Origin of the sequence: Thermus sp., assembly GCF_040290245.1 — a bacterium.
GTDB lineage: Bacteria > Deinococcota > Deinococci > Deinococcales > Thermaceae > Thermus_A.
Genome location: NZ_PSMQ01000008.1, coordinates 1 through 26,438 on the forward strand (window position 1 = coordinate 1; position 26,438 = coordinate 26,438).

23 protein-coding genes, 1 tRNA gene and 1 pseudogene are annotated in these 26,438 nt (G+C 63.0%); 10 read left to right on the plus strand and 15 right to left on the minus strand.

All coding sequences use genetic code 11. From position 1 onward, the window contains the following. Positions 1-3: 3 nt before the first annotated feature. The 13 genes and pseudogenes from C4301_RS02080 to C4301_RS02140 form a co-directional block, all read right to left on the minus strand. Positions 4-231, minus strand: a complete 228-nt coding sequence (locus C4301_RS02080) for an LptF/LptG family permease (RefSeq protein ID WP_352413464.1) — start codon at positions 229-231, stop codon at positions 4-6. 415 nt (positions 232-646) lie between these two features. Continuing rightward, positions 647-1,063, minus strand: a pseudogene (locus tag C4301_RS02085) (transposase). A gap of 266 nt (positions 1,064-1,329) precedes the next feature. Next, a complete protein-coding gene (wbaP, locus tag C4301_RS02090; RefSeq protein ID WP_503012377.1) occupies positions 1,330-2,766 on the minus strand; it encodes an undecaprenyl-phosphate galactose phosphotransferase WbaP in 1,437 nt (478 codons plus the stop codon). Beyond that, positions 2,747-3,907, minus strand: a complete 1,161-nt coding sequence (locus C4301_RS02095) for a glycosyltransferase family 4 protein (protein ID WP_352413465.1) — start codon at positions 3,905-3,907, stop codon at positions 2,747-2,749. The genes wbaP and C4301_RS02095 overlap by 20 nt, the downstream gene beginning before the upstream one ends. After that, on the minus strand, positions 3,907-4,707 hold the full coding sequence (locus C4301_RS02100) for a glycosyltransferase (protein ID WP_352413466.1): 801 nt from the start codon (positions 4,705-4,707) through the stop codon (positions 3,907-3,909). Before C4301_RS02100 ends, C4301_RS02095 begins: the two co-directional genes overlap by 1 nt. Then, positions 4,700-5,797, minus strand: coding sequence for an O-antigen ligase family protein (locus C4301_RS02105; protein WP_352413467.1), 1,098 nt, complete (start codon positions 5,795-5,797; stop codon positions 4,700-4,702). Before C4301_RS02105 ends, C4301_RS02100 begins: the two co-directional genes overlap by 8 nt. Before the next feature lie 46 nt (positions 5,798-5,843). Further along, on the minus strand, positions 5,844-7,004 hold the full coding sequence (locus C4301_RS02110; RefSeq protein WP_352413468.1) for a glycosyltransferase family 2 protein: 1,161 nt from the start codon (positions 7,002-7,004) through the stop codon (positions 5,844-5,846). Then, the gene (locus tag C4301_RS02115; RefSeq protein WP_352413469.1) at positions 7,001-8,287 is read right to left on the minus strand and encodes an oligosaccharide flippase family protein; all 1,287 of its coding nucleotides are present in this window, start codon (positions 8,285-8,287) and stop codon (positions 7,001-7,003) included. Before C4301_RS02115 ends, C4301_RS02110 begins: the two co-directional genes overlap by 4 nt. Beyond that, positions 8,272-8,469, minus strand: a complete 198-nt coding sequence (locus C4301_RS02120) for a hypothetical protein (RefSeq protein ID WP_352413470.1) — start codon at positions 8,467-8,469, stop codon at positions 8,272-8,274. The genes C4301_RS02115 and C4301_RS02120 overlap by 16 nt, the downstream gene beginning before the upstream one ends. 2 nt (positions 8,470-8,471) lie before the next feature. Continuing rightward, the gene (locus tag C4301_RS02125) at positions 8,472-9,404 is read right to left on the minus strand and encodes a UDP-glucuronic acid decarboxylase family protein (RefSeq protein WP_352413471.1); all 933 of its coding nucleotides are present in this window, start codon (positions 9,402-9,404) and stop codon (positions 8,472-8,474) included. Then, positions 9,404-10,798 carry a UDP-glucose dehydrogenase family protein gene (locus C4301_RS02130; RefSeq protein WP_352413472.1) on the minus strand — a complete coding sequence of 465 codons (1,395 nt, stop codon included), beginning with the start codon at positions 10,796-10,798 and terminating at the stop codon, positions 9,404-9,406. The genes C4301_RS02125 and C4301_RS02130 overlap by 1 nt, the downstream gene beginning before the upstream one ends. A gap of 101 nt (positions 10,799-10,899) precedes the next feature. Beyond that, on the minus strand, positions 10,900-12,012 hold the full coding sequence (locus tag C4301_RS02135) for an LptF/LptG family permease (RefSeq protein ID WP_352413473.1): 1,113 nt from the start codon (positions 12,010-12,012) through the stop codon (positions 10,900-10,902). Next, a complete protein-coding gene (locus C4301_RS02140) occupies positions 12,009-12,623 on the minus strand; it encodes a hypothetical protein (protein WP_352413474.1) in 615 nt (204 codons plus the stop codon). The genes C4301_RS02135 and C4301_RS02140 overlap by 4 nt, the downstream gene beginning before the upstream one ends. 40 nt (positions 12,624-12,663) lie before the next feature. Between C4301_RS02140 and C4301_RS02145 the strand changes: the two genes are divergently transcribed. Together C4301_RS02145 and C4301_RS02150 are read left to right on the plus strand one after the other, a co-directional pair. Further along, positions 12,664-14,163, plus strand: coding sequence for an O-antigen ligase family protein (locus tag C4301_RS02145; RefSeq protein WP_352413475.1), 1,500 nt, complete (start codon positions 12,664-12,666; stop codon positions 14,161-14,163). Next, a complete protein-coding gene (locus C4301_RS02150) occupies positions 14,160-14,567 on the plus strand; it encodes a hypothetical protein (RefSeq protein ID WP_352413476.1) in 408 nt (135 codons plus the stop codon). The genes C4301_RS02145 and C4301_RS02150 overlap by 4 nt, the downstream gene beginning before the upstream one ends. Position 14,568: 1 nt before the next feature. On the opposite strand, the gene C4301_RS02155 is transcribed toward C4301_RS02150, so the two are convergent. Beyond that, positions 14,569-16,185, minus strand: coding sequence for a hypothetical protein (locus C4301_RS02155; RefSeq protein ID WP_352413477.1), 1,617 nt, complete (start codon positions 16,183-16,185; stop codon positions 14,569-14,571). Between the two features lie 62 nt (positions 16,186-16,247). Next, positions 16,248-16,322: transfer RNA gene (locus C4301_RS02160), tRNA-Thr, on the minus strand. A gap of 68 nt (positions 16,323-16,390) precedes the next feature. On the opposite strand from C4301_RS02160, the gene murI reads away from it, so the two are divergent. From murI to C4301_RS02200, 8 genes are all read left to right on the plus strand, one after another. After that, positions 16,391-17,167, plus strand: coding sequence for a glutamate racemase (murI, locus tag C4301_RS02165; RefSeq protein WP_352413478.1), 777 nt, complete (start codon positions 16,391-16,393; stop codon positions 17,165-17,167). Positions 17,168-17,174: 7 nt separating this feature from the next. After that, a complete protein-coding gene (locus tag C4301_RS02170) occupies positions 17,175-17,816 on the plus strand; it encodes an LOG family protein (protein WP_352413479.1) in 642 nt (213 codons plus the stop codon). A gap of 4 nt (positions 17,817-17,820) precedes the next feature. Beyond that, complete coding sequence (locus C4301_RS02175) at positions 17,821-18,435, plus strand: XTP/dITP diphosphatase (protein ID WP_352413480.1); 615 nt, start codon at positions 17,821-17,823, stop codon at positions 18,433-18,435. 90 nt (positions 18,436-18,525) lie between these two features. Next, on the plus strand, positions 18,526-19,722 hold the full coding sequence (locus C4301_RS02180; protein ID WP_352413481.1) for a sugar ABC transporter substrate-binding protein: 1,197 nt from the start codon (positions 18,526-18,528) through the stop codon (positions 19,720-19,722). Between the two features lie 39 nt (positions 19,723-19,761). Next, complete coding sequence (locus C4301_RS02185) at positions 19,762-21,093, plus strand: ABC transporter permease subunit (RefSeq protein ID WP_352413482.1); 1,332 nt, start codon at positions 19,762-19,764, stop codon at positions 21,091-21,093. Continuing rightward, the gene (locus C4301_RS02190) at positions 21,093-22,409 is read left to right on the plus strand and encodes a sugar ABC transporter permease (RefSeq protein ID WP_352413483.1); all 1,317 of its coding nucleotides are present in this window, start codon (positions 21,093-21,095) and stop codon (positions 22,407-22,409) included. Before C4301_RS02185 ends, C4301_RS02190 begins: the two co-directional genes overlap by 1 nt. Next, the gene (locus C4301_RS02195; protein WP_352413484.1) at positions 22,406-24,172 is read left to right on the plus strand and encodes an alpha-amylase family glycosyl hydrolase; all 1,767 of its coding nucleotides are present in this window, start codon (positions 22,406-22,408) and stop codon (positions 24,170-24,172) included. Before C4301_RS02190 ends, C4301_RS02195 begins: the two co-directional genes overlap by 4 nt. A 6-nt stretch (positions 24,173-24,178) precedes the next feature. Then, positions 24,179-26,422 (plus strand): endonuclease MutS2, encoded by a 2,244-nt coding sequence (locus tag C4301_RS02200; RefSeq protein ID WP_352413485.1) that lies wholly within the window; start codon positions 24,179-24,181, stop codon positions 26,420-26,422. Positions 26,423-26,438 lie beyond the last annotated feature (16 nt).

The following is a 26,438-nucleotide window of genomic DNA, read 5'->3' on the forward strand; positions in this document are numbered from 1 at the left end:
CCCCTACCGCAAGGCCCGGAGCCCCAGGAGAAGGAACAGGAGGTCTGCCCCCCAGGCCCCAAGCTCCGGGGGGAGGGCCCCGATCCCCGCCAAGGAGCGGCCAAGGAAGAAGGCCCCGTAGTAGGCCAGGGCCAAGACGACGCTCATCCCCAGAGTCAAGTCGCGATTTTTGTGGGTTTCTCTTCCGCAGCCTACAGCGGGTCCATGTCCGCGTAGCGCCGGAATGCCCACTCCGGAACGCTATCTGCCCCGCAGATGAGCACTCGCTCTGAGCCTCACCACCGTGGCTAGGTTGGCCAGGCCCTTCTCGTTCGGGAGCACCCCCACCACCTTAGCACTCCAGCCCATTCGTGCTCTTAATGTGCCTTTGGTGACGGCTGAAAGACTCGGCGGGGCTCCGCCGCTTACAAGACCTCCCTCAGGTCCGTGGGAGATGCACCAGCCCATTGCGCTCAAAGTGCACCACCCACCGCCGCCACCGCGCCCCGGTAAGCTCGGCCACCCCCCCTGGCGGATGGAAGAGTGGTCAAGAACCTACGCCTGCGGCGTGACCGGAGACTACCCGCCTTACCCCTTGAATAGAACGAACGCTACGCTTCGCGTGAGCCTCCAGGCCTCCTTCCGTTTTCCATCCGCCCGCCCCGGTTCACCTTGAAATGGCTCGCGTCCAAGTAGGGTAGGGGTAAAGAAGCCCCAGGGGCCGCTTTTGCCAGGCGGAGAGTTCCTCCTCCAGACGCTGGGCGATCCAGGAAACCGCGTCCTGGCTGATGCGGATCCGAGAAAGTCCCTCTCTGATGGCTGCGATCTTGCGGGTGGTCAGGAAAGCCCCTTCTCAATCACGGGGCACCTTGAGCGGTTCAAGCCTAGCCACCGGCCTGACCAGGCTCCGGGTATAGGGGCCGTTTCGCTCACCCCGTCGGCTTGGCGTGCGTTCACGATACCCCGCGGCCAAGTGCTCAGTCCTCTCCTCCTCAAGCACCTGTTCTATAACTGCCTTCACGCCCTCCCGGATGCGGCGGCTGATCTCTTCCTTGGTCAATCCGCAAAGTTCTTCCTTCGTCACTTGAGACCTCCGGATTAACCCACAGAATAGGCGACGTTATCATCGCCTCCGGGCCCAGGCCAGGAAGGCGCTTCCGAACCAAAGAGGCCAGGGCCTCCGTGGTTACCACCCAGATCTCCGAAAAAGGGGCTTTAGCCGCTCGTACGTGGCCTGGAGCAGGCTCTTTCCCCCAAGAAGCCTCAGGAACTGCTTGGGCCTTTCGGGCCGGGAAAGCGGTCAGAACCTCTCCCCCTTGCCCCCTGCAAGGATCACCGCCGCCCTACGCATCAATAAGCCCCCTTGCGCGAGATTACGACCCAGACCGTGCGGGCCAGGATGTAGAGGTCGAGCCAGATGGACCAGTTACGAACATAGTACGTATCCAGAGCCACGCGTTCCTCGAAAGTGGTTTCATTTCGCCCAGAAACCTGCCAAAGCCCTGTTATTCCGGGCTTCACCCTAGCATAGAGTGCAAACTTCTCTCCGTACTTCCTGATTTCGTCCTGCACGATCGGGCGCGGCCCTACGAGGCTCATTTCCCCCCTGAGCACGTTCCAAAGCTGCGGCAACTCATCTAGGCTGGTTTTTCGCAATAGCCTCCCCACACGTGTCACTCTAGGGTCGTTTCGGAGCTTCTGATAGCGTTCCCATTCTTCGCGCAGCTCAGGGTGTTTCTCTAGATGTTCCTTAAGCACTTGGTCCGCATTTCTTAGCATCGTGCGGAACTTCCAAGCCTTAAACCACCGCCCATCTTGGCCAATTCGCGTATGTCCATACAAAACCGGACCAGGCGAGTCCAGCTTGATAAGAACAGCGATCACCAACACCAGAGGCGAGATCAACAAACCCCCAACCAAGGAAACGATGACATCCATCGCTCGCTTTACAAACCGTGGGCCCGGCAAAAGTAACTGTTGGCGCACCTCGAGCCCCAGCACTCCACCCAGGTCCTTCGCCGAAACCCAGAGGCTGGAAAACCCGAAGAGGTCGGGGATCAGGATCAAATGAGAGAAAATTCCTCCGTACTGCTCAACTATGCTCAGCAGCTTCTCTCGCGACACCCCCGGCATTGCTATAATGGCGCGACGAAGGCCGAGTTCCCGCCCGAGCTCCAAGCCGCCTATCACCCCTACTCCCTCTACACTATGGCCCCACTTAGCTGGGTCGTCGTCCAACAGGGCCACGGGTTTGAGCCCCAGTGCCGGGGTTTTACAGAGGACGCGCACCACTGTTTCACCCGTTTTTCCCGCGCCCAGGACCACCACCGGAGCTCCCCACCAGGGCCTACGAGCACAGAGCTCGCGCACCAAGACCCGGCCCAGCGGCACTAGGACCAGGGTAAACCCCCAGGCTAGGAAAAATACCCCCCGTGAGTAATTTATACCAGTCTTGGACAGGAAGGTGGCCGTTCCCAAGGCTGCAAAAACCATCGTGGTAACGTAGGAGAGCCTCCGAAGCTCTTCAGGTGGGGGAAAGCCTACCCCGTATAGACCGACCAGGGCGTAGACCGAAGGAAAAAGGGCCACTAAAGGCCACAAGGAAAGGTAGTTCCCCAAAGGCAGCGTGGGCTCCAGGAGGTGACGTAGCCAGACCGAAAGCAGAAGGGAAATTGTTAGGGTGCTCAGGTCCGTGAGAACCAGGGCCAAAGCCGTGTAGAAGGGTGAAGCCAGGCTCTGGTAGGGAGAGAACTGACCCTCTTTTGGTTTAACCTTGCTCACCCTCACGCCACCGACCTCCAACAAGCGCTCTATATACCTCCAGCGTTGCCTCTACCATTTTATCCACGTCAAACGCCTGAACCCGCTCCAGGCTCTTCCTTCCAAACCGCCTACGCAGGTTTTCGTCAGAAAGCAACCTGCCAAGGGCTCCGGCCATGGCTTCCGGGTCCCCCACGGGGACGATAAAACCATTTTCCCCGTCCAAAATAGCATCCTCACTCCCCCCCACCCGGGTGGAAACCACAGGTAGCCCCTCGGCCATGGCCTCCAAGAGGACGTAGGGGAAGCCCTCATAGTCGCTGGGCAGGACAAAGACGTCGAACACCCTCATGGCCATACGGCCGTCTATAGCCCCAGGCCAGTACACCTTTCCCTCGAGGCCCAGTCTCTTAACTTCTTCCCTCAGGAGCTCCTCGAAAGGCCCTTTTCCCACCATAACCAAGGTGGCATCGGGGTATTTCTTTTGGACCAGAGCGAAAGCCCTAATCAAAAGGAGGGGGTTCTTTTGAGGAGCAAGTCTACCCACAAATCCTATCACGAGTGCATCCACCGGAATGTCCATCTTTTTTCGTAATTCCTCCCCTTTCTCCACGGGACGGGAAGTGGGGCCGAGGTGAACACTGTTCGGTATTAGGTAGATTCTCTCGGGGTGGAAACCTAAGCGGACCGCCTCTTTCGCTTCATCCTGTGAGACCGCAATCAAAACATCCGTCTTATGGGCAAGCGCCCGCTCCACCCAGGCATACACCCATCGCTCCACCGCGCTCAGCGTGGGGGATTTTGTAACAAAAGCATTGGGGGTATACACAACCTTCACGCCCGTATACCCCAAAAGGCGAGCAATCCCACCCCCTTTGGAGCTATGCCCATGCACCAGGTGAAAGGGGCCCTCGTCTTTCAGATACCGCCAGAGCCTCCAGAGGGCCCAAAGGTCGCTCGGGTGCGGGGCACGGCGCATGGGCAGCTCCAGGAGCCTTACCCCGGCCTCCTTCAGCCGCTCGAGCCCCTCCCGCATGATGAAGTCCATCCGCAGGGGGGAGTAGGCCAGATGGACCTCAACCCCCCTCCGGGCAAGACCTTCGCAAAGGTCCACCACATGCCGGGCAGTCCCACCCCCGGTGGCCTCGAGGATCTCCAGAACCCGCATTATAGCCAACCCCGCCGGCCCTCCAGCCCCCGTTTAAGGACTTGGACTACGGGGACGGGAGTAAAGAGGAGAAGGAGGCTTTTAACCAAACCCAGCCAGCTTTCTTTGATCCTGGGGTCAAAGTAATGGAGCATCACCTTGAGCCTGCCCAAAACCTGCTTCCTCCTTTTGCTGAGGGATATGCCCCCTGGGTTAACCTCGCATTTCACCACGTAATCGGGCAGGTTGGCCACCTTGAACCTCCGCATGATTCGGAAGAAGAGCTCAAAGTCCTCCACAGCCTTGTAGCGATCGCTATACAGGCCTACTTCCTTCAGAGCCGAAGCCCGGACCATCACGGCTGGATGGATAAAGCAGTTCCTTGCGTGCATAATCCGCCGTATTTGAGCGTCCTCCGTGGGAAAGCGTTCCCGGAACACCTCCTTCCCGTCGAGCCCCACAAACTGGACCTGCCCCCCCACAAGGGCATACTCTGGATTTTCCTCCAGGAACTCCACCTGCTTTAGAAACCGGCCCGGGAGGACCACATCTCCTGCATCTAACCTGGCCACGTACTCATATCCCCTTTCCAGAATCCAGCCCAGACCATGGTTCAGGGCGTGCTCGATCCCCTTGTTCTCCTCCAGGCGGAGGAGGAAGGCCCTGTGGGGAGGGGGAACCTCGGGGAGCCGGATGGGGGGGGTGCTCCCATCATCTACCACCACGATGTCCAGGGGAACTTCACCGGTCAAAGAAGCCAGGCTCCGCTCGAGGCCGTCCTGGTTGTTATACACTGGAATCAGGAGAGCCACCCTAGACATGCGGCCTCCTGTGATCTCTGTTAACCACTAGTAGGCCAAGAATAAACCAGAATAGCGGTTCTGCTCCTCTGAACTGAACCATACTAGCTATAAGATAGAGAAATGTATAAGTCCCATACTCATTGCCCTTCAAAAGCCCGGCGTTCTTGAGGATGTACGCACAAATGAGTAGCCAGGCCAGCAGCCCAGGCAAGCCAAAGTCAAGCAAGACTTGAAGCAAATAGTTGTGCACATTATCCTCTGCGAAATCCTGACCCGAGATGTCTTCGACCGCTCGAATAGCGCTTCCTGGCCCGTAGCCTAACAATGGTAAGTTCTTGAGTGCTTGCCGAGCCCCAGACCACATCTCCAACCTTGCTATGCTACCGGTTTCCCCACCCACCTGGGCAAAGCGGGTAAAGGAATAAGGGTTTGAGAAGTAGGTCACTATCCCAACCGCTATGGCTAGCGTAATTCCTAAAAAAAGCGCTCTCCAAGATCGTTGGGAAGCCAATTGAAGGAAAGCCAAAAACGCCCCCAAAAGAATACCCACCCTGCTGGCATAAACTACAGATAGGATAAAAGATAGAGTCCAGTAAAACCAAAACGACTTCGTTCTTCTGTAAAAAGCCGTATTCATGGTTAAGAACGTAGCCTCCAAGTTCACCCCCCCACCATAGAACCAAAAAAGGTCTGGATGAGCATAAGGATCGGCTAAGTATTCTCTTATTTGCGGCCAACTTAAGAAGGTTTTTGCTACGATAGCAAAAAGAATTAACCAGCCTGCCACCTGCAAGCTCTTGATTTGTTCGTCCATGGGCAGGGCACGCGCCAAACCTAGAGAAGTGAAAAAAACCAAAAAAGCAAAGACATAGTTAGGTAAGAGTCGCATATATTCAATGTTCTCAGCTAGAAGTGATGATGCGGAAGAGAGGAGCACAATGATTAAAAATGGAGCAAAGCAAAAAAAACTCCCCCATTTTAGGCGGATATAAAAAATAGCCAAGAAAAACGCTAAGACGAACAAAAAGTGAAACGGCTTAATCTCGAAGCCTAGAACATTGACCAGAGGGATTTGTGCATTTAAAGACAAGAAGGAAATCAAGAACACAAGTCTACTCAATGTTAGGGAATGAAGCCACGATTGACCCGCGCCCCTATTTTTGTACATTTCTCCCCCCGCTCTGACGTGAATACTTCCCCTTCAGACGAGTGATGAGCCCAAGAATCCCACGCGCCTTAGCCGTGGGAGCGTCAACACTGACCCCCCCACCTAAGCCCAACAAGCGCAAAAGCCATGATGGTCGGTGAATTGGAGCAATAGCCCATTGCATCCATCTTTTTGTCCAGCGAGAAGGCAAAATGGAAACAGAAACAAACCAGAGTGCTTGCACAGCCCTCCCAAACCAACCCCCAGGCCCAAACGGATAAAAGATAGAAGCTAAAACTCCGTTAAGAGCTAAATGAATTTTGTTACAGGTAAGTTCAAGCTTTTCAATTTTATTTGGGGCTTGTAAACAGAAAAATAAACGTAACTTCAACACAGCAGGGCTTGCACCTATTCTTCCGCTATATCCGATTCGTTTGCCTTCCGCACGAACAAGCTCTTCTTTCTTTAGATCGGTTTTTAAAATTCTTTCCAGTTTCTTCTGATCTCCCTTCTCGTTAAACCATAGATTTGTCCCATGCACTCGATAGAGGGAAAGTATTGAATCTATAGATTGAATCTCGCCCCGAGTCGCAGCTAAAATCAGCAAGTACGAGTCCGCGTCAATACGCCATTCAGCCTCTGGCATAGGCAACACACTCTCCAAGAACCAGCGGGAAAAAGCATTCCCGCTGGTGGGTGGAGTAGGATAATAGCACCAACGGAACACTAAGTCTTGCAAGTTGCCAGACAACATCGGCTGATATAAAGGAGGCCATACACGGCCTAAAAGCTTTTTTTCTTGGTCAACTAGAGCCATCCTCCACTGGACTTTTGTACAAGAAGGAGTCCAAGCTTCAAGTGCTTTGGCCACACAGTGGGGTAAAAGTATATCATCTGCATCCAGAAAAATAATTACCTCGCCTCGGGAAACCTTAAACCCAGCGTTGAAAGCGGAAGCCTGACCTCCGTTCTCCTTAAACACGGGTACTACCTGACCCTTCTCGGCGTATTGCGAAATAATTTCTCTTGAGTCATCCGTAGAGCCATCATCCACCACAATGACCTCTACATTAGAATAAGTTTGATTTATAGCACTTTCTATCGCATCATGCAGGAAGCGCCCGTAATTATAGTTATTGACCACTATGCTAACCAGCGGAGTTCTCATCGAGGAGCTATCCCCCCTCCCTGCCAAGGAGCCTTCCCCAGATGGTGTAGGTAAATCACAAGAGCCATGGCCACAAATGCCTCAGCAGAAACTACAGCCCAAGCCATGCCACTCTGAAAAAAGAGCGGCACCAAAACGATCGCAAAGCCTATGTTTAGAAGACCCGCTCCTACCGTAATGTAGTTGTAAGCCCTATCCAGACCCAAAGCCACCATCCACTGCAACCCCAAGGCAAGGTTCACCGCAATCAACGGAAGGAGCAGGGCCAAGATGCGCATAAGCGGTATTGCAGGCCCAAAGCCAGGTCCCAAGAGAAGGTGCACCAGCAAGGGGGCTAAAAGAACCACCCCTCCGCCAAAGAGGAGCCCCAGAAGGCCCATGGATACCACGATCAGTTGCGCCAGGCGAGCAGCTTGGGAAAGGTTGTGACGGGCCAGGTGGCTGAGTCGGGGAAGGAAGGTGCGGTTAATGGGCTCGAATAAGGCCAACAAAGCCTTGGTCAGGCGCTCGGCTCCGGCATAATACCCCACCTGTTGCGCAGGCACGAACAGCCCCAGGATGAAGGCGTTGGCCGAGGTGTAAAGGCTTACCGCCGCACGGAAGAAGAACAGGCTAAACCCCGAGCGCAACCCCCGTAGGGCCGAAGAAGGGGTGGGCAGGATGAACCCCACCTCCCGCCAGGCCCACCCCCAGGCCACCCCGCTGGAAAGAAGCGCCGCCAGCCCTTGCAGCAGGAGCACCCGGTGGGCTTCATCAGGGCTACGCACAAAGGCAAAAATCCCCGCCACCCCCAAGGCCTTGGCCACCACCTCCAGGATGGCCACCTTGCGCAAGCGTTCCTGGCCCTGGAAGTACCACACCGGGCTCATGCCCAGGGCCACCGCCCAGAACACCCCCGCCCAGAAGAGGGCCGGGTTAGCTCTCAGAGCGGGGACGAAGAGGCCCAGGGCATAGGCCAGGACCACCACCGCCAAGGCCAGAAGGAGCCTAGCCCCCAGCACCTCCGCCAGGATCTGGGCCAGGCGGGCGCGGTCTTCGCGAGAGCGGGCCACCTCGCGGGTGGCCGAGAGCCCAAAGCCATACTCCACCACCAGGGACAGGTACTGCCCCAGGGACTGCACGATGGCCAAAGCCCCAAACCCGGAAGGCCCCAGCACCCGGGCCAGGTAGGGCAGGGTGAGGAGGGGAAAGAGGTAGTTGGCCGCCGTGACCCCGTACAGCGACAGCAGGTTCTGCCCGGTGGGGCTCTTTAGCCTCTGTAAAAGTCTTAGCGGCTGTGCCATCTCCAGGCCGTCCGGATGATCTCCTCAGGGCCAAGCTGCGCTTTCCAGCCCAGCTCGGAAGCCGCTTTCTGGGCCCGGGCGACCAGCACCGGAGGGTCCCCAGGCCGCCTTGGGGCTTCCTTGAAGGGCACCCGGCGCCCACCCATCCGGATCCCCTCGCGCACGCTACGAGGAACGATCATCCTCACCGCACCACCTCCCGGAAATGGGCAATGGTCCTTTCAAGCCCCTCCCGCACCGGCACCAGAGGTTTCCAACCGATAAGGCGCTGGGCCAGGGAAATGTCAGGCCTCCGCTTTTTAGGGTCGTCCTCCGGCAGGGGCTGGAAGACGATCTCCGAGGAGCTACCGGTGAGCTCCTTAACGAGCTGGGCCAGCGCCAATACCGTGTACTCCTCCGGGTTGCCCAGGTTCACCGGGTACGGATAGTCCACCTCCATCAGCCGCCGGATACCCTCCACCAGGTCGTCCACATAGCAGAAGCTCCGCGTCTGGCTCCCGTCCCCATACACCGTCAGGGCCTCCCCTTTTAGGGCTTGGACAACGAAATTGGAAACCACCCGGCCATCCTTGGGGTCCATCCGGGGGCCGTAGCAGTTGAATATGCGGGCGATCCGAACGGGCACCCCCTGGGTTCGGTGGTAGGCCAGGGTGAGGGCCTCCGCGTACCGCTTCCCCTCATCGTAGATGCTCCGGGGCCCGATGGGGTTTACATTCCCCCAGTAGGTCTCGGGCTGGGGGTGGACCAGGGGGTCGCCGTAAACCTCGCTGGTAGAGGCCAGGAAAAACTGCGCCCCCTTGGCCAAAGCCAGGTCTAGAAGATACCGGGTACCCTCCGCGTTCACCAAAAGGGTTTCAATGGGAAGCCTCAGATAGCGGGGCGGGGAAGCGGGGGAGGCAAAGTGCAACACCCAGTCCAAAGGGCCCTCCACCGCCAGAGGCCGGCTGACATCGGCCTCGAGAAAAAAGAAGCCGGGATGCCGGAAAAGGGGCTCGAGGTTCCTCCTTTGCCCCGTGGAGAGGTTGTCCACCCCGATGACCTCGTGGCCCTCGGAAAGAAGCCGCTCCGCTAAGTGGCTTCCCAAAAACCCGGCTGCACCCGTGAGCAAGACGCGCACTAGACCACCTCCTGGACGGGGAAAAGATCCGGGATCCCCACCCCCAGGTAGCGGTACCCCGCCCTGGCCAACGCCTCCCCGTCCAGGTGGTTCCGGGCATCCACCACCAAGGCGCGGCGCAAGAGGGGTCTGAGCTCCCTCCAGGGCCAGGTGCGGTACTCCGGCCAGTCGGTGGCCAAGACCACGGCGTCCGCCCCCGCAAGGACCGCCTCCGGGGTCTCGGCGTACTCTAAGCTTCGGCCCACCTCCCGCCTCGCCCGGGGCAGGGCCACGGGGTCGTGGGCCCGGACGAAGGCCCCGCGCTCCAAAAGGAGCCGGGCGAGGGCCAAGGCGGGGGAGTCCCGCAGATCGTCCGTGTGGGGCTTGAAGGAAAGCCCCAGGAGGGCTATGGTCTTGCCCTTTAGGGTCTTAAGCTCTCCAAGGAGCTTTTCCACCACCCGCTCCCGTTGGCGGGCATTTACTTCCCAGGCTGCCTCTACAATGGGAAGGCGAAGCCCGTACTCCCGCCCCATGGCCAGAAGGGCCAAGGTATCCTTGGGGAAACAGCTTCCCCCCCAGCCCAGCCCCGCCTGTAGGAAACGGAGTCCGATGCGGGCGTCCAGACCAATCCCCCGGGCCACCTCCCGGATATCCGCCCCCATCCTCTCAGCCAAGGCGGCAAGCTCGTTGATAAAGCTGATCTTCAGGGCTAAAAAGGCGTTCGCCCCGTACTTGATGAGCTCCGCCGAGGCCAGGTCCGTTGTGAGAAAGGGCACCGCCCCCATGCGCTCAGGCCGGGGCAAAAAGGGCGGGGGGGGGAAGCTCTGCTCCAGAATGGGTTCGTAGAGCTCCCGAAGGGCCTGGATGGCCCGGCCGTCCTCCGCCCCCACCACGATCCGGTCTGGATAAAGGCTGTCCTGAAGGGCCTGCCCCTCCCGCAGAAACTCGGGGTTGGAGGCCACGGCAAACCGGCCATCCGCCTCCTTTCCGTGAGTCTCCTCAAAGGCCCGGCGCACCAAAGCCCCCACGAAGTTCCCGCTTCCCACGGGCACCGTGGACTTGTTGGCCACCACGGTAAACCCTTCCCCCAGGTGCCGACCTATGCCTTCCGCAGCCTGGCGCACCTGGGAAAGGTCCGGGCCTCCATCGGGAGCTGGGGGTGTCCCCACCGCGATAAAGACCACCTCGGCCCCGGGGATGGCCTCCTCGTATCGGGTGGTGAAGAAAAGCCGCTCCCGGGAAAGCGCCATGAGCTCCCTTAGATGGGGCTCATAAAAGGGAGGCTGCCCCCTCCTGAGGCCTCGGACCTTCTCTTCGTCCACGTCCAAAGCCACCACCTCGTGCCCCAGATAGGCCAGGCTCACCGCGCTGGCCAGGCCCACGTACCCAGTGCCCACCACGGCCACCCGCTTCATAACCCCCTCCGAATAATTTTACGCCAAAGGGCAGGCCCGCAGGGCGGAACGAACAGTTTTCTGCCCCCTCTTTGCAAGGCCCCCTCGAGGCCCTTTTCAGCTTAATCCCACCGCAAGGCCCGGAGCCCCAGGAGGAGAAACAGGAGGTCTGCCCCCCAGGCCCCAAGCTCCGGGGGAAGGGCCCCGATCCCCGCCAAGGAGCGGCCAAGGAAGAAGGCCCCGTAGTAGGCCAGGGCCAAGACGACGCTCATCCCCAAGGCCAGACCCGTGCTTTTCCCATAGCGAAGGGCCATGGCCGCGGCCAAAAGGACCAGGACCAGGTTGGCCAAAGGAAGGGCGAGTTTGGAGTGGAGCTCGAGGCGGGCCCGCCACTTCTCCAGGGGGGCCAAAAAGGGGTCCCGGACCTTGCGCCAGGCAGCGGTAAGGCTGTCCTGGCCAAAGCTGAAGGTGTCGGCGTAGTCGGCGATGGCCCGGGACCGGGAAAGATCGGACTCCACCTCCAAAAGGCTTCCCTGGCTCACCACCCGGAAGACCTTTCGCACCTGGGCCAGAAGATCCTTGGCGCTTTCCAACTTTGGCACCCCCCGGAAGTCCACCCGGTAGTACCGGTAGTCCTTCAAGGTGATGAGCCTCCCGTCCCACCTCGCCCGGTCGGCGAAGAGGAAGGTGCCCTCCTCGTTTTGAAAGGCGGTGATCCGCACCCGGAGCATCTCCTTCGCCTCCCAGTCGAACCCCTCAAAGTAGAGGCTCTTCCCCCGGCCGATGGGGATCTGCATCCCCACCAGGCGGTGCAGGCCCGCCCCCTGGGTGTGGATCTCGTCCCACCAGGCGACCCGGACCCGCTCGTTGTAGTAAGGGACCAGCGCCTCCTGGAGGTAAAGGGCCGCCCCGCTCAGAACCCCCCCCAGGCCCAGGAGGGGAAGGGCGGCCCGCCACAGGGGCACCCCCCCGGAGAGGAGGGCGAACTGGGCCCCTTCGGCGGAAAGCCGGCCGAAGACCAGAACCGTGGTGACCACCGTGGCGATGGGAAAAACCTGGACCAAGACGCCGGGAATATGGTAGGAAAGCCAGCGGAGGACCTTAAGAAGGGGCACCCCCTCCAGCCACCTGGCCCCCGCGTAGAAGAAGCCGAAGAGGTAGACGGCCGCAAGAAAGAGCAGGGCCAGAAGGAAGACGGGGAGGCTTTCTTTCAGGATGTGGCGGTAGAGGGTCATAGGCGGCCGATGTAGCGAAGAAGGCGTAAGGCGGCCTCCGGAATCCTGGTGCTGGCCTGGACCCGTCCCTCCTGGAAGCGGAGGTAAAGCCGGGCCTCCTCCCTCTGGCCCCGCAAGGTGACCTTTTCCTCCTTGTAGACGAAGCGGCCCAGGGCCAAGGCCTCCCGGCGCTGGAGATCGATGAGGAGGGTTTCGGCCTCGAGGCTGGGCTTCTCCGCCCGCACGCCCCCCTTCAGGACCACCACCTCCTCGTTGAAGAGGGCCAGAGCCCTCTGGGCCCGTAGGTTCTTGAAGTCGGCGTTGCTGAAGACCAGGCCTTGAAAGCGGGCCTCCTGCTTGGGGATATCGTGCTCCAACGAATCCGCCAAGAAGGTCTCCGCCTTGGAGAGGAGCTCCACCCCCCGGGCGCGGACGAAGCTACCCTCCTTGTACTCGATGAACCGTCCCCTGAGGCGGAGCCCATTCTCGTTGTCGATCAGAACCCCCCCTTGGGGCAAGGTGGTGACCCCCGTCTCCAGATTCACCCGCTGTGCTCCGAAGGGCTCCACGCTGAAGGTGGCAAAGCGGGCCGCCAGGGCCAAAGCCAGAAACCAAGGGAACAACCCTCTCATGCCTCGCACTCTACACCAGACTTCCGATAAAGTTTAACCCGTGCGCCTGCTCGCCCTCGGCCTAGCCCTCGCCCCCCTCCTCCCCCCCTTGGCCCTTCTCTCCCCCCTGTTTCTGCCTTGGCTGGCCCGCCTCCCCCTGGGGGCCAGGGCCCTGCTTGGGGTGTACGCCGCCTCCCTCCTCCTACCCGCCCTTTTCGCCCCGGAGCCCTTGGCCTTCCCCCTGGCCGTGGGTCGGCTTCTTCACGTCCTGGGCCTGGTGGGGGCGGGGGTGGCCCTTTCTGGGATGAAACGGCCCCTCGCGCCCTTGGGAGTGGGGCTATTCCTCCTCTACCTCACCGCTTTTGCCGCCTCTTACTGGGCCTACGGGGACCAGGTGGCCAAGGTGCGCCTCATGCACCCCTTCCACAGCCCCGTGGGCCTCGGGCTCATGGGGGCCTTGGGGGTCCTCCTCGCCCTCTACCTCCGCTACCCCTGGCCCTTCCGCCTCCTCCTCGGCCTTCTTGGGGGGGCGGTTCTCCTCCTCTCGGGAAGCCGGGGGGGGATGCTGGCCCTTCTGGTGGGCGGGGCCGGGGGAGTGCTTTTCCGGGGCCGGGGGTTTTTGGCCCTGGGGCTTTCAGGCCTGCTCCTCCTTCTGGCCGCCGGTCTGGACACCCCCGTCTCCGAGCGCTTCTTCCAGGGGCAGCTTTCGGGTCGGGAGGTCCTTTGGCTTCGGGCCTACGAGGTCTATCGGGCCCATCCCTGGACCGGGGTAGGGCCCTACCTCCTGGGGGATTACCTCCGGGGCAGCCTCTTCGGGGCGTGCTTCCTCTTCCCGCTCCTCGAGGCCAAGGGCCTGACCTGCCCCCCCTGGCTCCTCCCCTGGGGGGGGTTATGGCAGTTCGCCCACAACCACCTTCTGCAGGCCCTGGGGGAAAGCGGTCTGCCTGGCGCCATCGGCCTTCTTCTCCTGGTGGGAGGGTTTTTGGCGGCGGCCTGGGGGGAGGGGCTCCTCTTTAGCCTTCTTTTGGCCTACACCGCCATGGGCATGATAGACAACCCCTTCAGCGTACCCAGCCCCTTTAGGGGGGAGGTCTTCTTCCTGGCGGGGGGGATGGCCCTGGCCCGGTTGCTTCGCGGAGCGAACACCGAGTTGCTTCGCGGAGCGAACACCGAGTTGCTTCGCGGAGCGAACACCGAGAGGAACCCCTTTCCCCAGGCCTTGGGCCTCGGAGGAGGAGTGGCGTTGCTCTGGGCTTTGCCCTTCCTCTACCTGGCTAGCCGGAGCGAGCCCCCACCGCCCACCTTGGCCTATGCGGGTCTGGGGAAAGAGGGGGGGGTGGTACGCCTTTGGGAGGGCAGGGGGTACCGGGTCCAGGTCTGGCTTTGCGGCGGGAAAGGCTGCCAGCGGCTGGGGTGGGAGTGGTCCGGGGAAGAGCTCATCCAGTTTAGCCCGCCCAAGGACCTCCCCCCAGGGCGCTACCGCCTGAGGGTTCTCGTCTTCAGCCCGCACCGCCTCGCCCTCAAGCCCCGGTACGTCCTCGAGGAGGAGGTGGTGCGGTGAGGGGGGTGCTCTGGGGTCTGGGGTTTCTGGGTGGGGTGGGCCTGGCCCTCTGGGCTTTGGCCCAGGCCCTTTCCCTAAGGCCCCTTCCCCAGGGGTGCACCCCGGGGCCCCTTCCTGAGCGGGCGGAGCTATGGACTAGCGGTGCGGTGGAGATTCCCCTTTGCCGAAAGGCCACCCTGGTTCTCCGCCTCGAGGGCACCCTGGCCCAGGGCCACGGGCCCTATGCCCTGGTGGTGGAGGGGAACCGGGTGCTTTTCGAAGGGGAGGTCTCGGGGATCCAAGAGGTCCGGGTGCGCACCTCCGGGAAAGGCCCGGTGGCCCTTGTGTTCACCAACGACCTCTACCAGCCCCCAGAGGACCGAAACCTCTTCCTGAGAGGGCTTGCCGTTCTGCCCGCCCGGTGAGCTACCGCAGGAAGAGGCCAAAGGAAAAACTAGGCCCCTGGGCCTCGCCGTACTGCCCCTTTAGGACGGTCTGCGCCCTGAGCTCATAGGCAAAACAGCCGTCGTAGTAGCGGAAGGTGAGGCCGTACCGGCTAAGCCCCCCTCCGCTAAGCCCGAGCTCCGGGGCCAGCCAGAAGGCCTGGCAACAGGCGCGATCGGGCAGGGGCATGGCGTAGCCGAAGCGGATCTCCTCGTGGCTTCCCCGCAGGTAGGCCAGGCGGAAGGTGCCCAAGGCGGGGTCCCGGTACCCCCCCTCCAGGCGGTCGATGCGATTTCCTAAGGGGTTTTCCAGGGTGTATCCGAGGCTTAGACCCAGGTAGTCCGCCGAGACGCTCAGGCGCTGGAACTCGCCCCGCTTCTCGTAGGCAAAGGGAGGGGTAAAGCCCAGGGGCTCCAGGCGCCCGGCGTACTCGGCCCTCAGGCCCAGATCCCCCTCCTGATACCCCCCCCTAAGCCCAAGGCCCAAGGCGGCGTAGGGGGCGTAGGGGCTGCCCGGATAGAAGGTCAAGAGGGCGTACGGGGCGAGCTCCAGGGTGAAGGGGCCCTCCTGGTAGGCGAAGCGGTACTCTCCCTCCGCCCCCAGGGTGAGCCCCTGGGCCCGGGAGGTGGCGGCGTAGCGGGCAAAGGGGCTTACGGTGAGGCCTTCCAAGCGGAAGGTGGGGCGGTAGAGGGCCTCGAGGCTGGGGGTGGCCGGGTCCGGAGGGGTGGGCACGGCGGCTAAATAGACATCGTCCAAAAAGGCCCTGACCCCGGCGCCGGATCCGAACTGGACCTCGGCCCCCTTGCCGCCTTCCCGAAGACCCAGGACCAGGGCGGCCCCTTTTGTCCCCAGGCCCTGGCCCAAAAGGGTGAGGCGCCTCTCCCAGCCCCCCACCTCCTCCCCCGGCCTGGGCAGGGGAAAACCCCTAAGCCCCAGGGTCCAGCCCCCGTCCGGGCCACTCCCCAGGACCAGGGGGCTTTCCAATGCGGGCCGGCGGTTCACGTTGGCCCGGGCCTCCCCCAAGGGAACCTCCAGACCCCAAAGCCCGAGCCGGGCCTCCCCTAGAAGCCCCCCCGTGGCGGGGTCGAACCGGGCCTCCTCCATGGCCAGGCGGAGGTCCTCCCCGCAGGGGCAGGAGGTGGCGAGAAACCCCTTGAGCCGGACCTCCCTCCGCTGAAACCGGGCCTCCTTCGCCCTCACCCGGTAGGAGGGGGTTTGCAAAAAAACCCCCTGGCCCAAGGGGGGGTTCTCCAAAAGGAGGCTTTCCACCTGGGCCCTGAGCCTTTCCTTTTCCAGCCGCACCGCGTAAAGGGCCCTGCCCTCGAGCCTTTGGGCCGAAAGCCGCCAGCCCTCCGCCTCGCCTTCCAGGCCTTCCGCCCAAAACCCCTTCCCCTTCTGGTAGCGGAGGGAGGGGGCCTGGAGGAAGACCCCCTCCCGCTCGAGGCAGGCCTTGCCTTCAAAGACCAGGACCTCCCCGTCGTAGCTCAGGTTCTCCCCGCCCAAAAGCCCGTCCTCCGTCTCCAGGGTGTAGGGGCGCTCGGCGCACGGGCCGGCTAGGGCCAGCCCCCCCAAGGCGCAAAGCCAAAGCCACCGCTTCATGGGGGCCAGGATACCGGAATCCCTAGGCCAAAGCCCACCCCCTAGGGGGTGGGCTTCGTTGCTGGAGCCGGTGGCCGGATTCGAACCGGCGGCCTACCGCTTACGAGGCGGTTGCTCTACCGCTGAGCTACACCGGCCCGCCCCAGAGATTCTAGACCAGGCCCGTCCCTTGCGCAAGGGGCCCCTGTCCCCATAGGATGGCGGGGTGCGCCCTGACCCCGAGCTTCCCATCGGCGTGTTTGACTCCGGCGTGGGGGGGCTTACCGTGCTCAAGGCCCTTAGGGAAGCCCTGCCCAAGGAGGACTTCCTCTACTTTGGGGACACCGCCCGGGTCCCCTACGGGCAGAAGCCCTTGGGCATGGTCCGCCGCTTCGCCTGGGAGATCGCGGGCTTCCTCCTCCGCAAAGGGGTGAAGGCCATCGTGGTGGCCTGCAACACCGCCTCCTCCGCCGCCTTGCCCGAGCTTTCCGAGGCCCTTTCCATCCCCGTCTTCGGCGTATTGGAGCCCGCGGCCGAGGAGGCCAGGCCCCATGCCAAGGTGGGGCTCATCGGGACCACGGCCACGGTGGAAAGCCGGGCCTACGAGCGCTTTTTGCCCCTGGCCTGGTCCAAGGCCTGCCCCCTCTTCGTCCCCTTGGTGGAGGAGGGGCTTTGGAACGACCCGGTCGCCCTTCTGGTGGCCAAGCACTACCTGGAAGACGCTCCAGAGGACCTCGAGGCCCTCATCCTGGGCTGCACCCATTACCCCTTCCTCAAGGAGACCCTCCGTCAGGTCCTTCCCGGCGTTCAGCTTATCGACTCCGCCCAGGCCACGGCCAGGAAGGTGGCCGAGGCCTTGCACACCCTGGGTCTTCTAAACCCCCAAGGGGGCGGGCAGACCCTCCACTACGTCACGGGGGATGCGGAAAGCTACCGGGTCCTGGCCCAGCGGCTTGGAGAAGAGGTCGCAGAGCTCAAAACCGTGGCCCTTTCCGAACTATAGTGGCCCCATGAAACCCCTGATTGACCAGCTGCACCACGAGGACGCCTGGCGGCTTTTCCGCATCATGGCCGAGTTCGTGGAGGGGTTTGAGGTCTTGGGAAGCCTCGAAACCCCTTTGGTCTCCGTCTTCGGCTCGGCCCGCTTCGGCGAGGGCCACCCCGCCTACGAGGCGGGGTACCGGCTGGGCCGGGCCCTGGCCCAGGCCGGCTTCGGCGTGGTCACCGGGGGCGGGCCCGGGGTGATGGAGGCGGTGAACCGGGGGGCGTTTGAGGCGGGCGGGGTCTCGGTGGGGCTGAACATCGAGCTCCCCCACGAGCAGAAGCCCAACCGCTACCAGACCCACAGCCTCACCCTCCGCTACTTCTTCGTGCGCAAGGTCCTTTTCGTCCGGTATGCGGTAGGGTTCGTCCTTCTGCCCGGGGGGTTTGGCACTTTGGACGAGCTTTCCGAGGTCCTGGTTCTGATCCAGACGGAGAAGGTCCACCCCTTTCCCGTATACGCCCTACCCAAGGGCTACTGGCGGGGCCTTCTGGACTGGATGGGCTTCCTCCAGAAACAAGGGGCCATCGACGCGAAGGACCTGGCCCTCCTCACCCCGATGGACACGCCGGAGGAAGTGGTGGAAGACCTCAAAGACCGGCTATCCTAGGGGCATGGAACTCGTGATCGCCACCTCCAACCCGGGAAAGTTCCGGGAGCTGGCCGCGGGCCTCGAGGCCTTGCGGTTCACCCTGCGCCCCCTTTGGGACTTCCCCGGCCTCACCCTTCCCGAGGAGACGGGGGCGACCTTTGAGGACAACGCCCTTCTCAAGGCCGCCTACACCGCCCGGCACACGGGGCTTCCCGCCTTGGCGGACGACTCCGGCCTGGTGGTGCCCGCCCTGGGGGGGGAGCCCGGGGTCTACAGCGCCCGCTACGGGGGGAAAAGGACCGATAAGGAACGGAACGTCTTCCTCCTGGAAAGGATGCGGGGGCTTCCTTGGGAAAAGCGGCAGGCCCGCTTCGTGGCCGTTTTGGTCCTGGCCTTTCCCGATGGGCATGCGGAGATGTACCGGGGGGAGGTGGAGGGGTATATCCTCGAGGCCCCCCGGGGGGAGGGGGGGTTCGGGTACGATCCCCTCTTCTACCTCCCCGAGGCGGGGAAGACCTTCGCGGAGATGAGCCCGGAGGAGAAGGCCCGGCACTCCCACCGCGCAAAGGCCCTCCGGGCGCTTTTAGAAGCCTGGAGAAACGGCCCCCCGCCCCGGGAGACAAGCCGGCTGGAGTAACCGGCCCCCTCTAGACAACCCGCCCCAAGGGTGTGGTAGGATAAACCGGGGCTAAAAGGAAACGCTACCATGGCTCCAGGGAGGTCGGTTATGAAAAAATGGCTGCTGGCTCTCGGGCTTTTGGGTGGGCTGGCGTTGGCCCAGGGGAAGATCACCGTCTGGACCCATTTCGGCGGTCCGGAGCTGGACTGGCTGAAGAAGGAGGCGGCCACCTTCGAAAGGACCGGGGGGACCAAGGTGGAGGTGGTGGAGGTCCCCTTTGGGGACATCAAACAGAAGTTCATCCTGGGGGCCCCCCAGGGCCAGGCCGCGGACCTCGTGGTCACCATCCCCCACGACTGGCTGGGGGAGATGGCCCAGGCCGGGGTGCTCGAGCCCATGGACAAGTACGTGACCAAGGGCTACCTGGCCGACCTCCAGGAGGTGGGGGTAGAGGCCTTCACCTTCGGGGGGAAGCTCTTCGGCCTGCCCGCCTACGCGGAGAGCGTGGCCCTCATCTACAACAAGAAGTACGTGAAGGAACCCCCTAAGACCTGGGAGGAGTTCCTCGCCCTGTCCCAGAAGCTCACCACCGGCTCCACCTTCGGCTTCCTCTACAACATCGGCGACCCCTACTTCAACTTTGGCTTCTTCAAGGCCTACGGGGTGGACAACGTCTTCGGTAAGGACGCCAAGGGGAACCTGGACCCAAATAAGCTCCTCCTCCAGGGCGAGGCCGCGGAGAAGGCCCTGGGCTTTATCCGGGACCTCCGGTACAAGTACCGCCTCGTTCCCGAGGGGGTGGACTACGGCGTGGCGGACGGGGCCTTCAAAGACGGAGCGGCGGCCATGATCATCAACGGCCCCTGGGCCCTTGGGGATTACAAGAAGGCCAAGATCGACTTCGGCATCGCGCCCTTCCCCACCCCGCCGGGGGCCAAGAACCCCTGGGGGCCCTTTTTGGGCGTCCAGGGGGTGGTGGTGAACGCCTACTCCAAGAACAAGACCGCAGCGGTGAACTTCGCCAAGACCCTGGTCTCGGGCGCGGCCCAGGTCTCCTTCAACCAGGCGGGCGGCCGCATCCCCGTCTCCAAGAGCGCGGTCAAGACCCTGGAGAAGGATCCGGTGGTGGCGGGCTTCTCTAAGGTCTTCCCCTTGGGTACCCCCATGCCCAACATCCCCGAGATGGGCAAGGTCTGGGGGCCCTGGGGCAACGCCATCAACCTGGCCGTCCAGAAGGCGGACTCCAACCTCAAGAAGATCGTAGAGGAGATGGTCAGCGAGATCAGAAAAGCCATCGGGCGATAAGGGCTTGGGCCGGGCGCACGCCCGGCCCTTTCGACCACCATGAAACACCCCCAAGGCCTCGTTGGGTTTCTGATCAGCCTGGGACTTCTCCTTCTCCTCCTTCTGGCCTCGCTCGGCCTGGCGCTTTTTGCCTTTTGGAGCCTTCAACTCTTCCTCCCCCTCCCCGGCTGGAGCCTCCTCCTTCTGAGCCTAGGCTTTCTCCTCCCAGGAGCGGTCCTCCTCGCCCGGAGGTTCCCCTTCCTTTCCGACTGGTACTACCTCCTCCCCGCCCTTTCCTTCCTCCTCGTCTTCACCGTCTACCCCACCGTCCTCACCCTTTACCTGGCCTTCACCGACTACTCGGGCTCCAAAAACGGCATGCCCGACCGTTCCACCGAGACCCGCATCCTGCGGGTGGAAGGGCGGACCCTGGTTCTGGAGGGGAAGGCCAGGGAAACCCTGCGGTGCAACCCCTGCACCGGGGTGGGCCTCGAAGTCTACACCCAGAAGGGGCAGAGGTTCCGCACCCGGATCCTTGCCGAGGAGGAAAACCGGATCACCCTGGCGGCCTCCCCCCCCTTCCAACCCCAGTACGCGGCGAAGATCAACGCCTTCCGCTTCATCGGCTTCCGCAACTTCACCTACATCCTCTCCCAAGCGGGCAAGGCTTTGATCCCCGTCTTCGCGTGGAACGTGGCCTTCGCCAGCCTGACCGTCCTTCTAAACGCCCTGGTGGGCGGGGTTTTAGGTATCCTTCTTAACAACAAGCGGCTGCGCCTCAGAAACCTCTACCGCACCTTGCTGATCGTCTCCTGGGCCCTGCCTGGGGTAATCACCGTCCAGGTCTGGGTGGCCCTTTTGAACTACAACTTCGGGGCCATCAACCGCCTTCTCGGGGTCTTGGGCATCTACCCCATCCCCTGGCTGTTAGACCCTGACTGGGCCAAGGTGGCGGTCCTCCTCGTCAACCTTTGGCTGGGCTTCCCCTATATGATGACCGCCACCTTGGGGGCGCTTTCCACCATCCCCGACGAACTCTACGAGGCGGCCCGGGTGGACGGGGCCAGCCCCTGGCAGGCCTTTCGGCGCATCACCCTACCCCTTCTCCGCCAGCCCATGACCCCCATCCTCCTTTCCGCCTTCGCCTTTAACTTCAACAACTTCTACATCATCTACCTCCTCACCGGAGGGGGGCCGGCCCAGGAGGGGCGGCTCGCCACCGCCCAGGCCACGGACATCCTCATCTCCTGGGCCTACAAGACCGCCTTCACCGCGGAGGGGCAGTCCGCCTACGGCCTGGGGGCAGCCATCAGCCTCCTCATCTTCCTGATCACCGTGGCCATCAGCCTGGTCAACTTCCGCCTCACGGGGGCGCTGCGCGAGGTGCGGTGATGCGGCGGCTTCTTTGGATTCTCCTAAGCCTGGGCCTAGTTTATGGCCTCCTCCGCTGGGCCCAGGCCAACCTCTTCGACCCGGGTTCCTACAAGCGTCAGGTGGCCTTTGGCAGCGTATTCATCCCCTACGGCTGGCTTCACGCCCTTTTGGGGTTTTTGGGCCTGGCGGGCCTGGTCTTGGTCCTGAGCCTGGCGTACACCGGCTGGCTCTTCCGGCGTCACGGCCGGAGGAAGAGCCCCTGGCCGGTCTTTCTGGAGGGGCTCACCCATCTTCTCCTCTGGAGCGTTCTCCTCCTCACCTACTACCCTGTGGCCCAGGTGGTGGCGGCGAGCTTCGACCCCACGAACAACCTCTTCAGCTTCCGCAGGCCTGAGACGGGTTTTTTCCTTTTAGACGCCAAGGTCCTCCCCTATATCCCCCAGCCTAGCCTGGAAAATTACCAGCAACTTTTGGAGGGGGTCGTCCTCTACCCCTACCAGATGATGCTTCTCCTTCTTTCTACCCTAAGCCTTCTTCTGGTGGGGGGCATCGGCCTGCTGAGGCGGCTGGGGTGGGAAAGCGAGCGGCTTAACCTCTGGCAAGGCCGCTTCCTCCTGGGGTTCGCCCTTTCGCTGGGGGTCCTGCTCCTTCTCCTCTCCCCCAGGCAGTTCACCGGCCAGGGCACGGAGACGAAGTTCCTCCTCTGGGTCCGCAACACCTTTTTGATCTCCGGACTCACCGGCCTCCTCGCCGTCCTCCTCACCGCCACCGCGGGCTACGCCTTCGCCCGGTTCACCTTCCCCGGCCGCTACCCCATGCTCCTCTTCTTCATCTTCGTCCAGATGTTCCCGGGGTTTTTGGCCCTGGTGGCCATCTACTACCTGATGAGCCACCTGGACCTCCTCAACACCTTCACCGGCCTGGTCTTGGCCTACTCGGGCGGGATCATCAGCTTCGGCACCTGGGTGTACAAGGGGTACCTGGAGTCCATCTCTAAGAGCCTCGAGGAGGCGGCCATGGTCGACGGGGCCACCAAGTGGCAGGTCTTCACCCGGATCCTCCTCCCCCTGTCCACGCCCATGTTCGTCTTCATCTTCCTCCTCCAGTTCGTGGGCACCTACTCGGAGTTCGTCATGGCCAACCTCTTCCTCACCGGGGTGGAGAGCTGGACAGTGGGGGTGGGGCTAAGGAGCTTCACCACCGGCCAGTTCCAGACCAAGTGGGGGATCTTCGCCGCGGCCAGCGTCCTGGGCTCCTTACCCATCCTCGTCCTCTTCTATAGCTTCCAGCAGTACTTCGTCTCGGGGTACACCGCGGGGGCGGTCAAGGAATGAACTACCACGACTTCGAGGAGGCCTGCCTGGACCCCCTCTACCCCAGCCTGGGGGAGAGGGTGCGGCTCCGGGTCTACACGGGGGCCAAGGAGGGGGTTCTGGTCTACGAGGAAGGCGGGGAGCTCAGGCGGAAGCCCCTTTCCCCCTTTCCCGGGGGCCTCGAGGCCACCCTACCTCTTCCGGAAAGCCCTTTCCGCTACGTCTTCTTCCTCAAGGGCGCTTCCCCCACAGGGGAACACGGGGAGGAGGCCTGGGTCTACCTGGGAAGCCACGGGCTGGAACGAACCCTTCCCCGGTATGACCGCTTCTTCCACCTCCTGGCCCACCCCCTGCCCCCCACCTGGGCCCTGGGGGCGGTCTTCTACCAGATCTTCCCCGACCGGTTCCGGAAGGGGAAAACCCCTCCCCCAAGGACGGGGGCCTGGCTTTACGAGGGAAGGCCTATCGTGCAAAAGGCCTGGGACGAACCCCCAGACCCCAAAACGGGAAGCCGGGAGTTCTACGGGGGGGACCTTTACGGAATCCTGGAGGCCCTCCCCCACCTGAAGGACCTGGGGGTGGAGGCGGTCTACCTCACCCCCATCTTCCAAAGCCCCTCCGCCCACCGGTACGACACCCAAAACTACCTCGCCGTGGACCCCCACCTGGGGGGGATGGAGGCCTTTCTGGCCCTTAGGGAGGGGCTTAGAGAAGCGGGGATCCGCCTGGTGCTGGACGGGGTCTTCAACCACACGGGCAACCTCCACCCGGACTTCCAGGAGGCCCTCCTAGACCCGGAAAGCCCTAAGCGGGGCATGTTCACCTTCTACCCGGACGGAGGCTACGCCAGCTTCTTTGGGGTCAGGACCCTGCCCAAGGTGGACTACGCCTCCCCCCTGGCCAAGGAGCGGATCATCCTGGGGGAAAACGCTCCGGTGCGCTACTGGATGCGCCACGCGGACGGCTGGCGCTTGGACGTGGCCCACCAGATCGGGGAGGGGGGGACGAACCGGAACAACGAGGGCCTCCTCCGCCTCATCGCCCACACCGCCAAGGCGGAAAACCCCGAGGCCTTCGTCTTCGGCGAGCTGTCCTTTGACACCGTTCCCACCCTGAGGGCCCACACCCTGGATGGGAGCATGCACTACGCGGGCTTTGCCCACCCCGTGATGGAATGGCTCTCGGGCAGGAACATCCACGGGGAGGAGGTGCGGGTGGGCGCAGAGGAGGCCTGGCAGACCCTGTTTGACCACTACGCCGCCCTTCCCCTAAACCTCCGGCACAGCATGTACACCCTGATCGGCTCCCACGACATCCCCCGGCCCCTCTGGCGGCTTAAGGGGGAGGTCAGGCGCCTCGAGGTGGCCTTCGGCCTCCTCTTCGCTTTTCCGGGAAGTCCGGGGATCTACTACGGGGACGAGATCGGCCTCTCCCAGGCCAACCCCTACGAGGACTGGCGGGGGGACCCCTACTGCCGGGGGACCTTTCCCTGGGAGAAGGCCCGCTGGAACCTGGGCCTTTTGGCCTGGGTGAGGCGGCTTTCCGCCTTGAAAAGGTCCGAGCCCGCCCTCCGGCAAGGGGGGCTCCTCCCCCTCAAGGCCCCCGAGGGCGTCCTCGCCTTCCGAAGAAGGTACGGCCACGAGGAGGTCTGGGTCTACGCCAGCCCCAGCCCCTATGTCCTAAACCTGCCCCCAGGGGTGGACCTCCTCTCGGGCCAGCCGGTCCAAGGGCGCCTCGAGGCCGAGGGCCTCCTCCTCTTCAAGCCGGAAAAGAAGCTATACTAAGCCTTTGTGCGGGACACTCTGGAGGCCCTTGAGTTTTCGGAGATCCTGAAGCGTCTGGCCGAAAAGGCCCAGACTCCCCCGGGCCGGGCTTTGGCCATGGGGCTAAGGCCCCTCCCGGAAACCGAGGCCCTTTTCCGCCACCAGCTCACCGAGGAGGCTCTGGCCTACCCCTTGGACCTCTCGGGGGTGGGGGACCTGCCCGCCCTCTACGAAAAGGCCAAGAAGGGGGAGCGGCTTTCCGGGGCGGAGCTCCTTTCCGCCCACCGGGCCCTAAGCCGGGCCGTGGCCTTAAAGGCGGAGCTTCTGCCCCTAAGGAACGCCCTTAGCCAGGTGGCGGAAAGGATCGGGGGGCATCTGGCCTTCCTAAAGCGCGTCCCCGAGGCCCTGGACGTGGACGGCTCGGTCAAGGACGAGGCGAGCCCCAGGCTGAAGGAGATCCGAGGCCGGCTTCGGCCCTTGCGGCAGGAGATCCTGAACCGGCTTTACGAGATCATGGATCGGCACCGGGAGGCGGTCCAGGAGCGGTTCATCACCCTAAGGCGGGAGCGGTACGTCATCCCGGTGAAGGCGGGCCAGCAGCACCAGATCCCGGGCCTTTTGCTGGACGAGTCCGAGTCGGGGGCCACCTTGTACCTCGAGCCCAGCCGGGTGGTCCACCTGAACAACCGCCTCGTCCAGCTCCGCCTGGAAGAGGAACGGGAGGTGGCGCGGATCCTCCTGGCCCTAAGCAGGCTTCTGGCCGAGGACAAGGAGGTGGAGGCCACAGCCCAGGCCCTGGCCCTTTTGGACCTGGCCCAGGCCCAGGCCGGTCTGAGCCGGGAGCTCGGCCTGACCAGGCCCCGCTTCGCCCCCATCCTGAGCCTGAAGGACGCCTTCCACCCCCTGATCGAGAACCCGGTCAGAAACAGCCTGCGCTTGGACGGCTCCACCCGCCTCCTCCTCATCACCGGGCCCAACATGGGGGGCAAGACCGCCTTCTTGAAGACGGTGGGTCTGGCGATCCTCATGGCCCAGTCGGGGCTTTTCGTGGCCGCGAGGGAGGCCTGGCTTCCCTATGTGGACCGGGTCTATGCGGACATCGGGGACGAGCAGTCCATCCAGGAGTCCCTTTCCACCTTTTCAAGCCACCTCCTCCGCCTCAAGGCCATGCTCCAAGAGGCCACAAAAGAAAGCCTTCTCCTGATCGACGAGCTGGGGAGCGGCACCGACCCCGAGGAGGGGGCGGCCCTGGCCCAGGCGGTTTTGGAGGCGCTTCTGAAAAAGGGGTGCTACGGCCTGGTCACCACCCACCTCTCCCCCCTCAAGGCCTTCGCCCAGAGGACCCTGGGGGTGAGAAACGCCTCCTTCCGGTTTGACCTCGAGCACCTCCGCCCCACCTATGAGCTCGTCCTGGGGGTTCCGGGGCGGAGCTACGCCCTGGCCATCGCCCGGAGGCTGGAGCTTGGGGAGGAGATCCTGGCCCGGGCGGAGGCTCTTCTGCCCCAGGGGGGGAGGCTGGAGAGCCTTCTGGAGGAGCTGGAAAGGGAAAAGCTCGCCCTCATGGAGGAGAAACGGCGCCTGGAGGCCCTTCTAGAGGAGGCCGAACGGAAGAGGGCGGAGCTCGAGGAGGAAAAGGCCCGGTGGGAGGCTACCCGCCAAGACCGGCTCGCCGCCTTGGAGGAAGAGGTGGCCAGGGCCCTTCGCAAGACAGAGGCCGAGCTCAAAGCCCTGAAGGAGAAGGCCAAATCCGGGGCCAAGCGGGACGCCTTAAGGGAGCTCATGGAGCTTCGGGCCCGGTACCAAAAGCCTAGGCCCGCCCCGCCGCCCCTCGCCCCGGGGAGTTGGGTGGAGGTCCCCTACGGGGGAAAGGGGCGGGTGGTGGAGCTTAGGGGCGAGGAGGCCCTGGTCCAGGTGGGGGCGGTCAAGCTGGCCCTCCGGGCCCGGGAGCTGAGGCCCATCCCCGCTGCTTCGCGGAGCGAACACCCAGAGGAGCCTGTCCCGAAAACCCCCGCCGCCCTGCGCCCCAAGATCGAGGCCAAGGAGGTGGACCTCAGGGGGCTCACGGTGGAGGAGGCTCTTTTGGAGGTGGAGGAGGCCCTCCAGGAAGCCTTGGCTTTGGGCCTCCCCTCCTTGAGGCTCCTTCACGGCAAGGGCACCGGGGCCCTGCGCCAGGCCATCCGGGAGGCCCTGAAGCGGAACAAGCGGGTCCGGACCTTCCACGACGCCCCGCCCCACGAGGGGGGGCATGGGGTCACCGTGGTGGAGCTTTAGGACATCCTTCCCCTCC

Excerpts from the sequence above, each read along its gene's own strand:
- C4301_RS02095 (WP_352413465.1), bottom strand. The coding sequence starts at position 3,907 with ATGCGGGTTCTGGAGATCCTCGAGGCCACCGGGGGTGGGACTGCCCGG.
- C4301_RS02100 (WP_352413466.1), bottom strand. The coding sequence starts at position 4,707 with ATGTCTAGGGTGGCTCTCCTGATTCCAGTGTATAACAACCAGGACGGC.
- C4301_RS02110 (WP_352413468.1), bottom strand. The coding sequence starts at position 7,004 with ATGAGAACTCCGCTGGTTAGCATAGTGGTCAATAACTATAATTACGGG.
- C4301_RS02115 (WP_352413469.1), bottom strand. The coding sequence starts at position 8,287 with ATGGCACAGCCGCTAAGACTTTTACAGAGGCTAAAGAGCCCCACCGGG.
- C4301_RS02120 (WP_352413470.1), bottom strand. The coding sequence starts at position 8,469 with ATGATCGTTCCTCGTAGCGTGCGCGAGGGGATCCGGATGGGTGGGCGC.
- C4301_RS02130 (WP_352413472.1), bottom strand. The coding sequence starts at position 10,798 with ATGAAGCGGGTGGCCGTGGTGGGCACTGGGTACGTGGGCCTGGCCAGC.
- C4301_RS02135 (WP_352413473.1), bottom strand. The coding sequence starts at position 12,012 with ATGACCCTCTACCGCCACATCCTGAAAGAAAGCCTCCCCGTCTTCCTT.
- C4301_RS02140 (WP_352413474.1), bottom strand. The coding sequence starts at position 12,623 with ATGAGAGGGTTGTTCCCTTGGTTTCTGGCTTTGGCCCTGGCGGCCCGC.
- C4301_RS02155 (WP_352413477.1), bottom strand. The coding sequence starts at position 16,185 with ATGAAGCGGTGGCTTTGGCTTTGCGCCTTGGGGGGGCTGGCCCTAGCC.
- C4301_RS02170 (WP_352413479.1), top strand. The coding sequence starts at position 17,175 with ATGAAACCCCTGATTGACCAGCTGCACCACGAGGACGCCTGGCGGCTT.
- C4301_RS02175 (WP_352413480.1), top strand. The coding sequence starts at position 17,821 with ATGGAACTCGTGATCGCCACCTCCAACCCGGGAAAGTTCCGGGAGCTG.
- C4301_RS02180 (WP_352413481.1), top strand. The coding sequence starts at position 18,526 with ATGAAAAAATGGCTGCTGGCTCTCGGGCTTTTGGGTGGGCTGGCGTTG.
- C4301_RS02185 (WP_352413482.1), top strand. The coding sequence starts at position 19,762 with ATGAAACACCCCCAAGGCCTCGTTGGGTTTCTGATCAGCCTGGGACTT.
- C4301_RS02190 (WP_352413483.1), top strand. The coding sequence starts at position 21,093 with ATGCGGCGGCTTCTTTGGATTCTCCTAAGCCTGGGCCTAGTTTATGGC.
- C4301_RS02195 (WP_352413484.1), top strand. The coding sequence starts at position 22,406 with ATGAACTACCACGACTTCGAGGAGGCCTGCCTGGACCCCCTCTACCCC.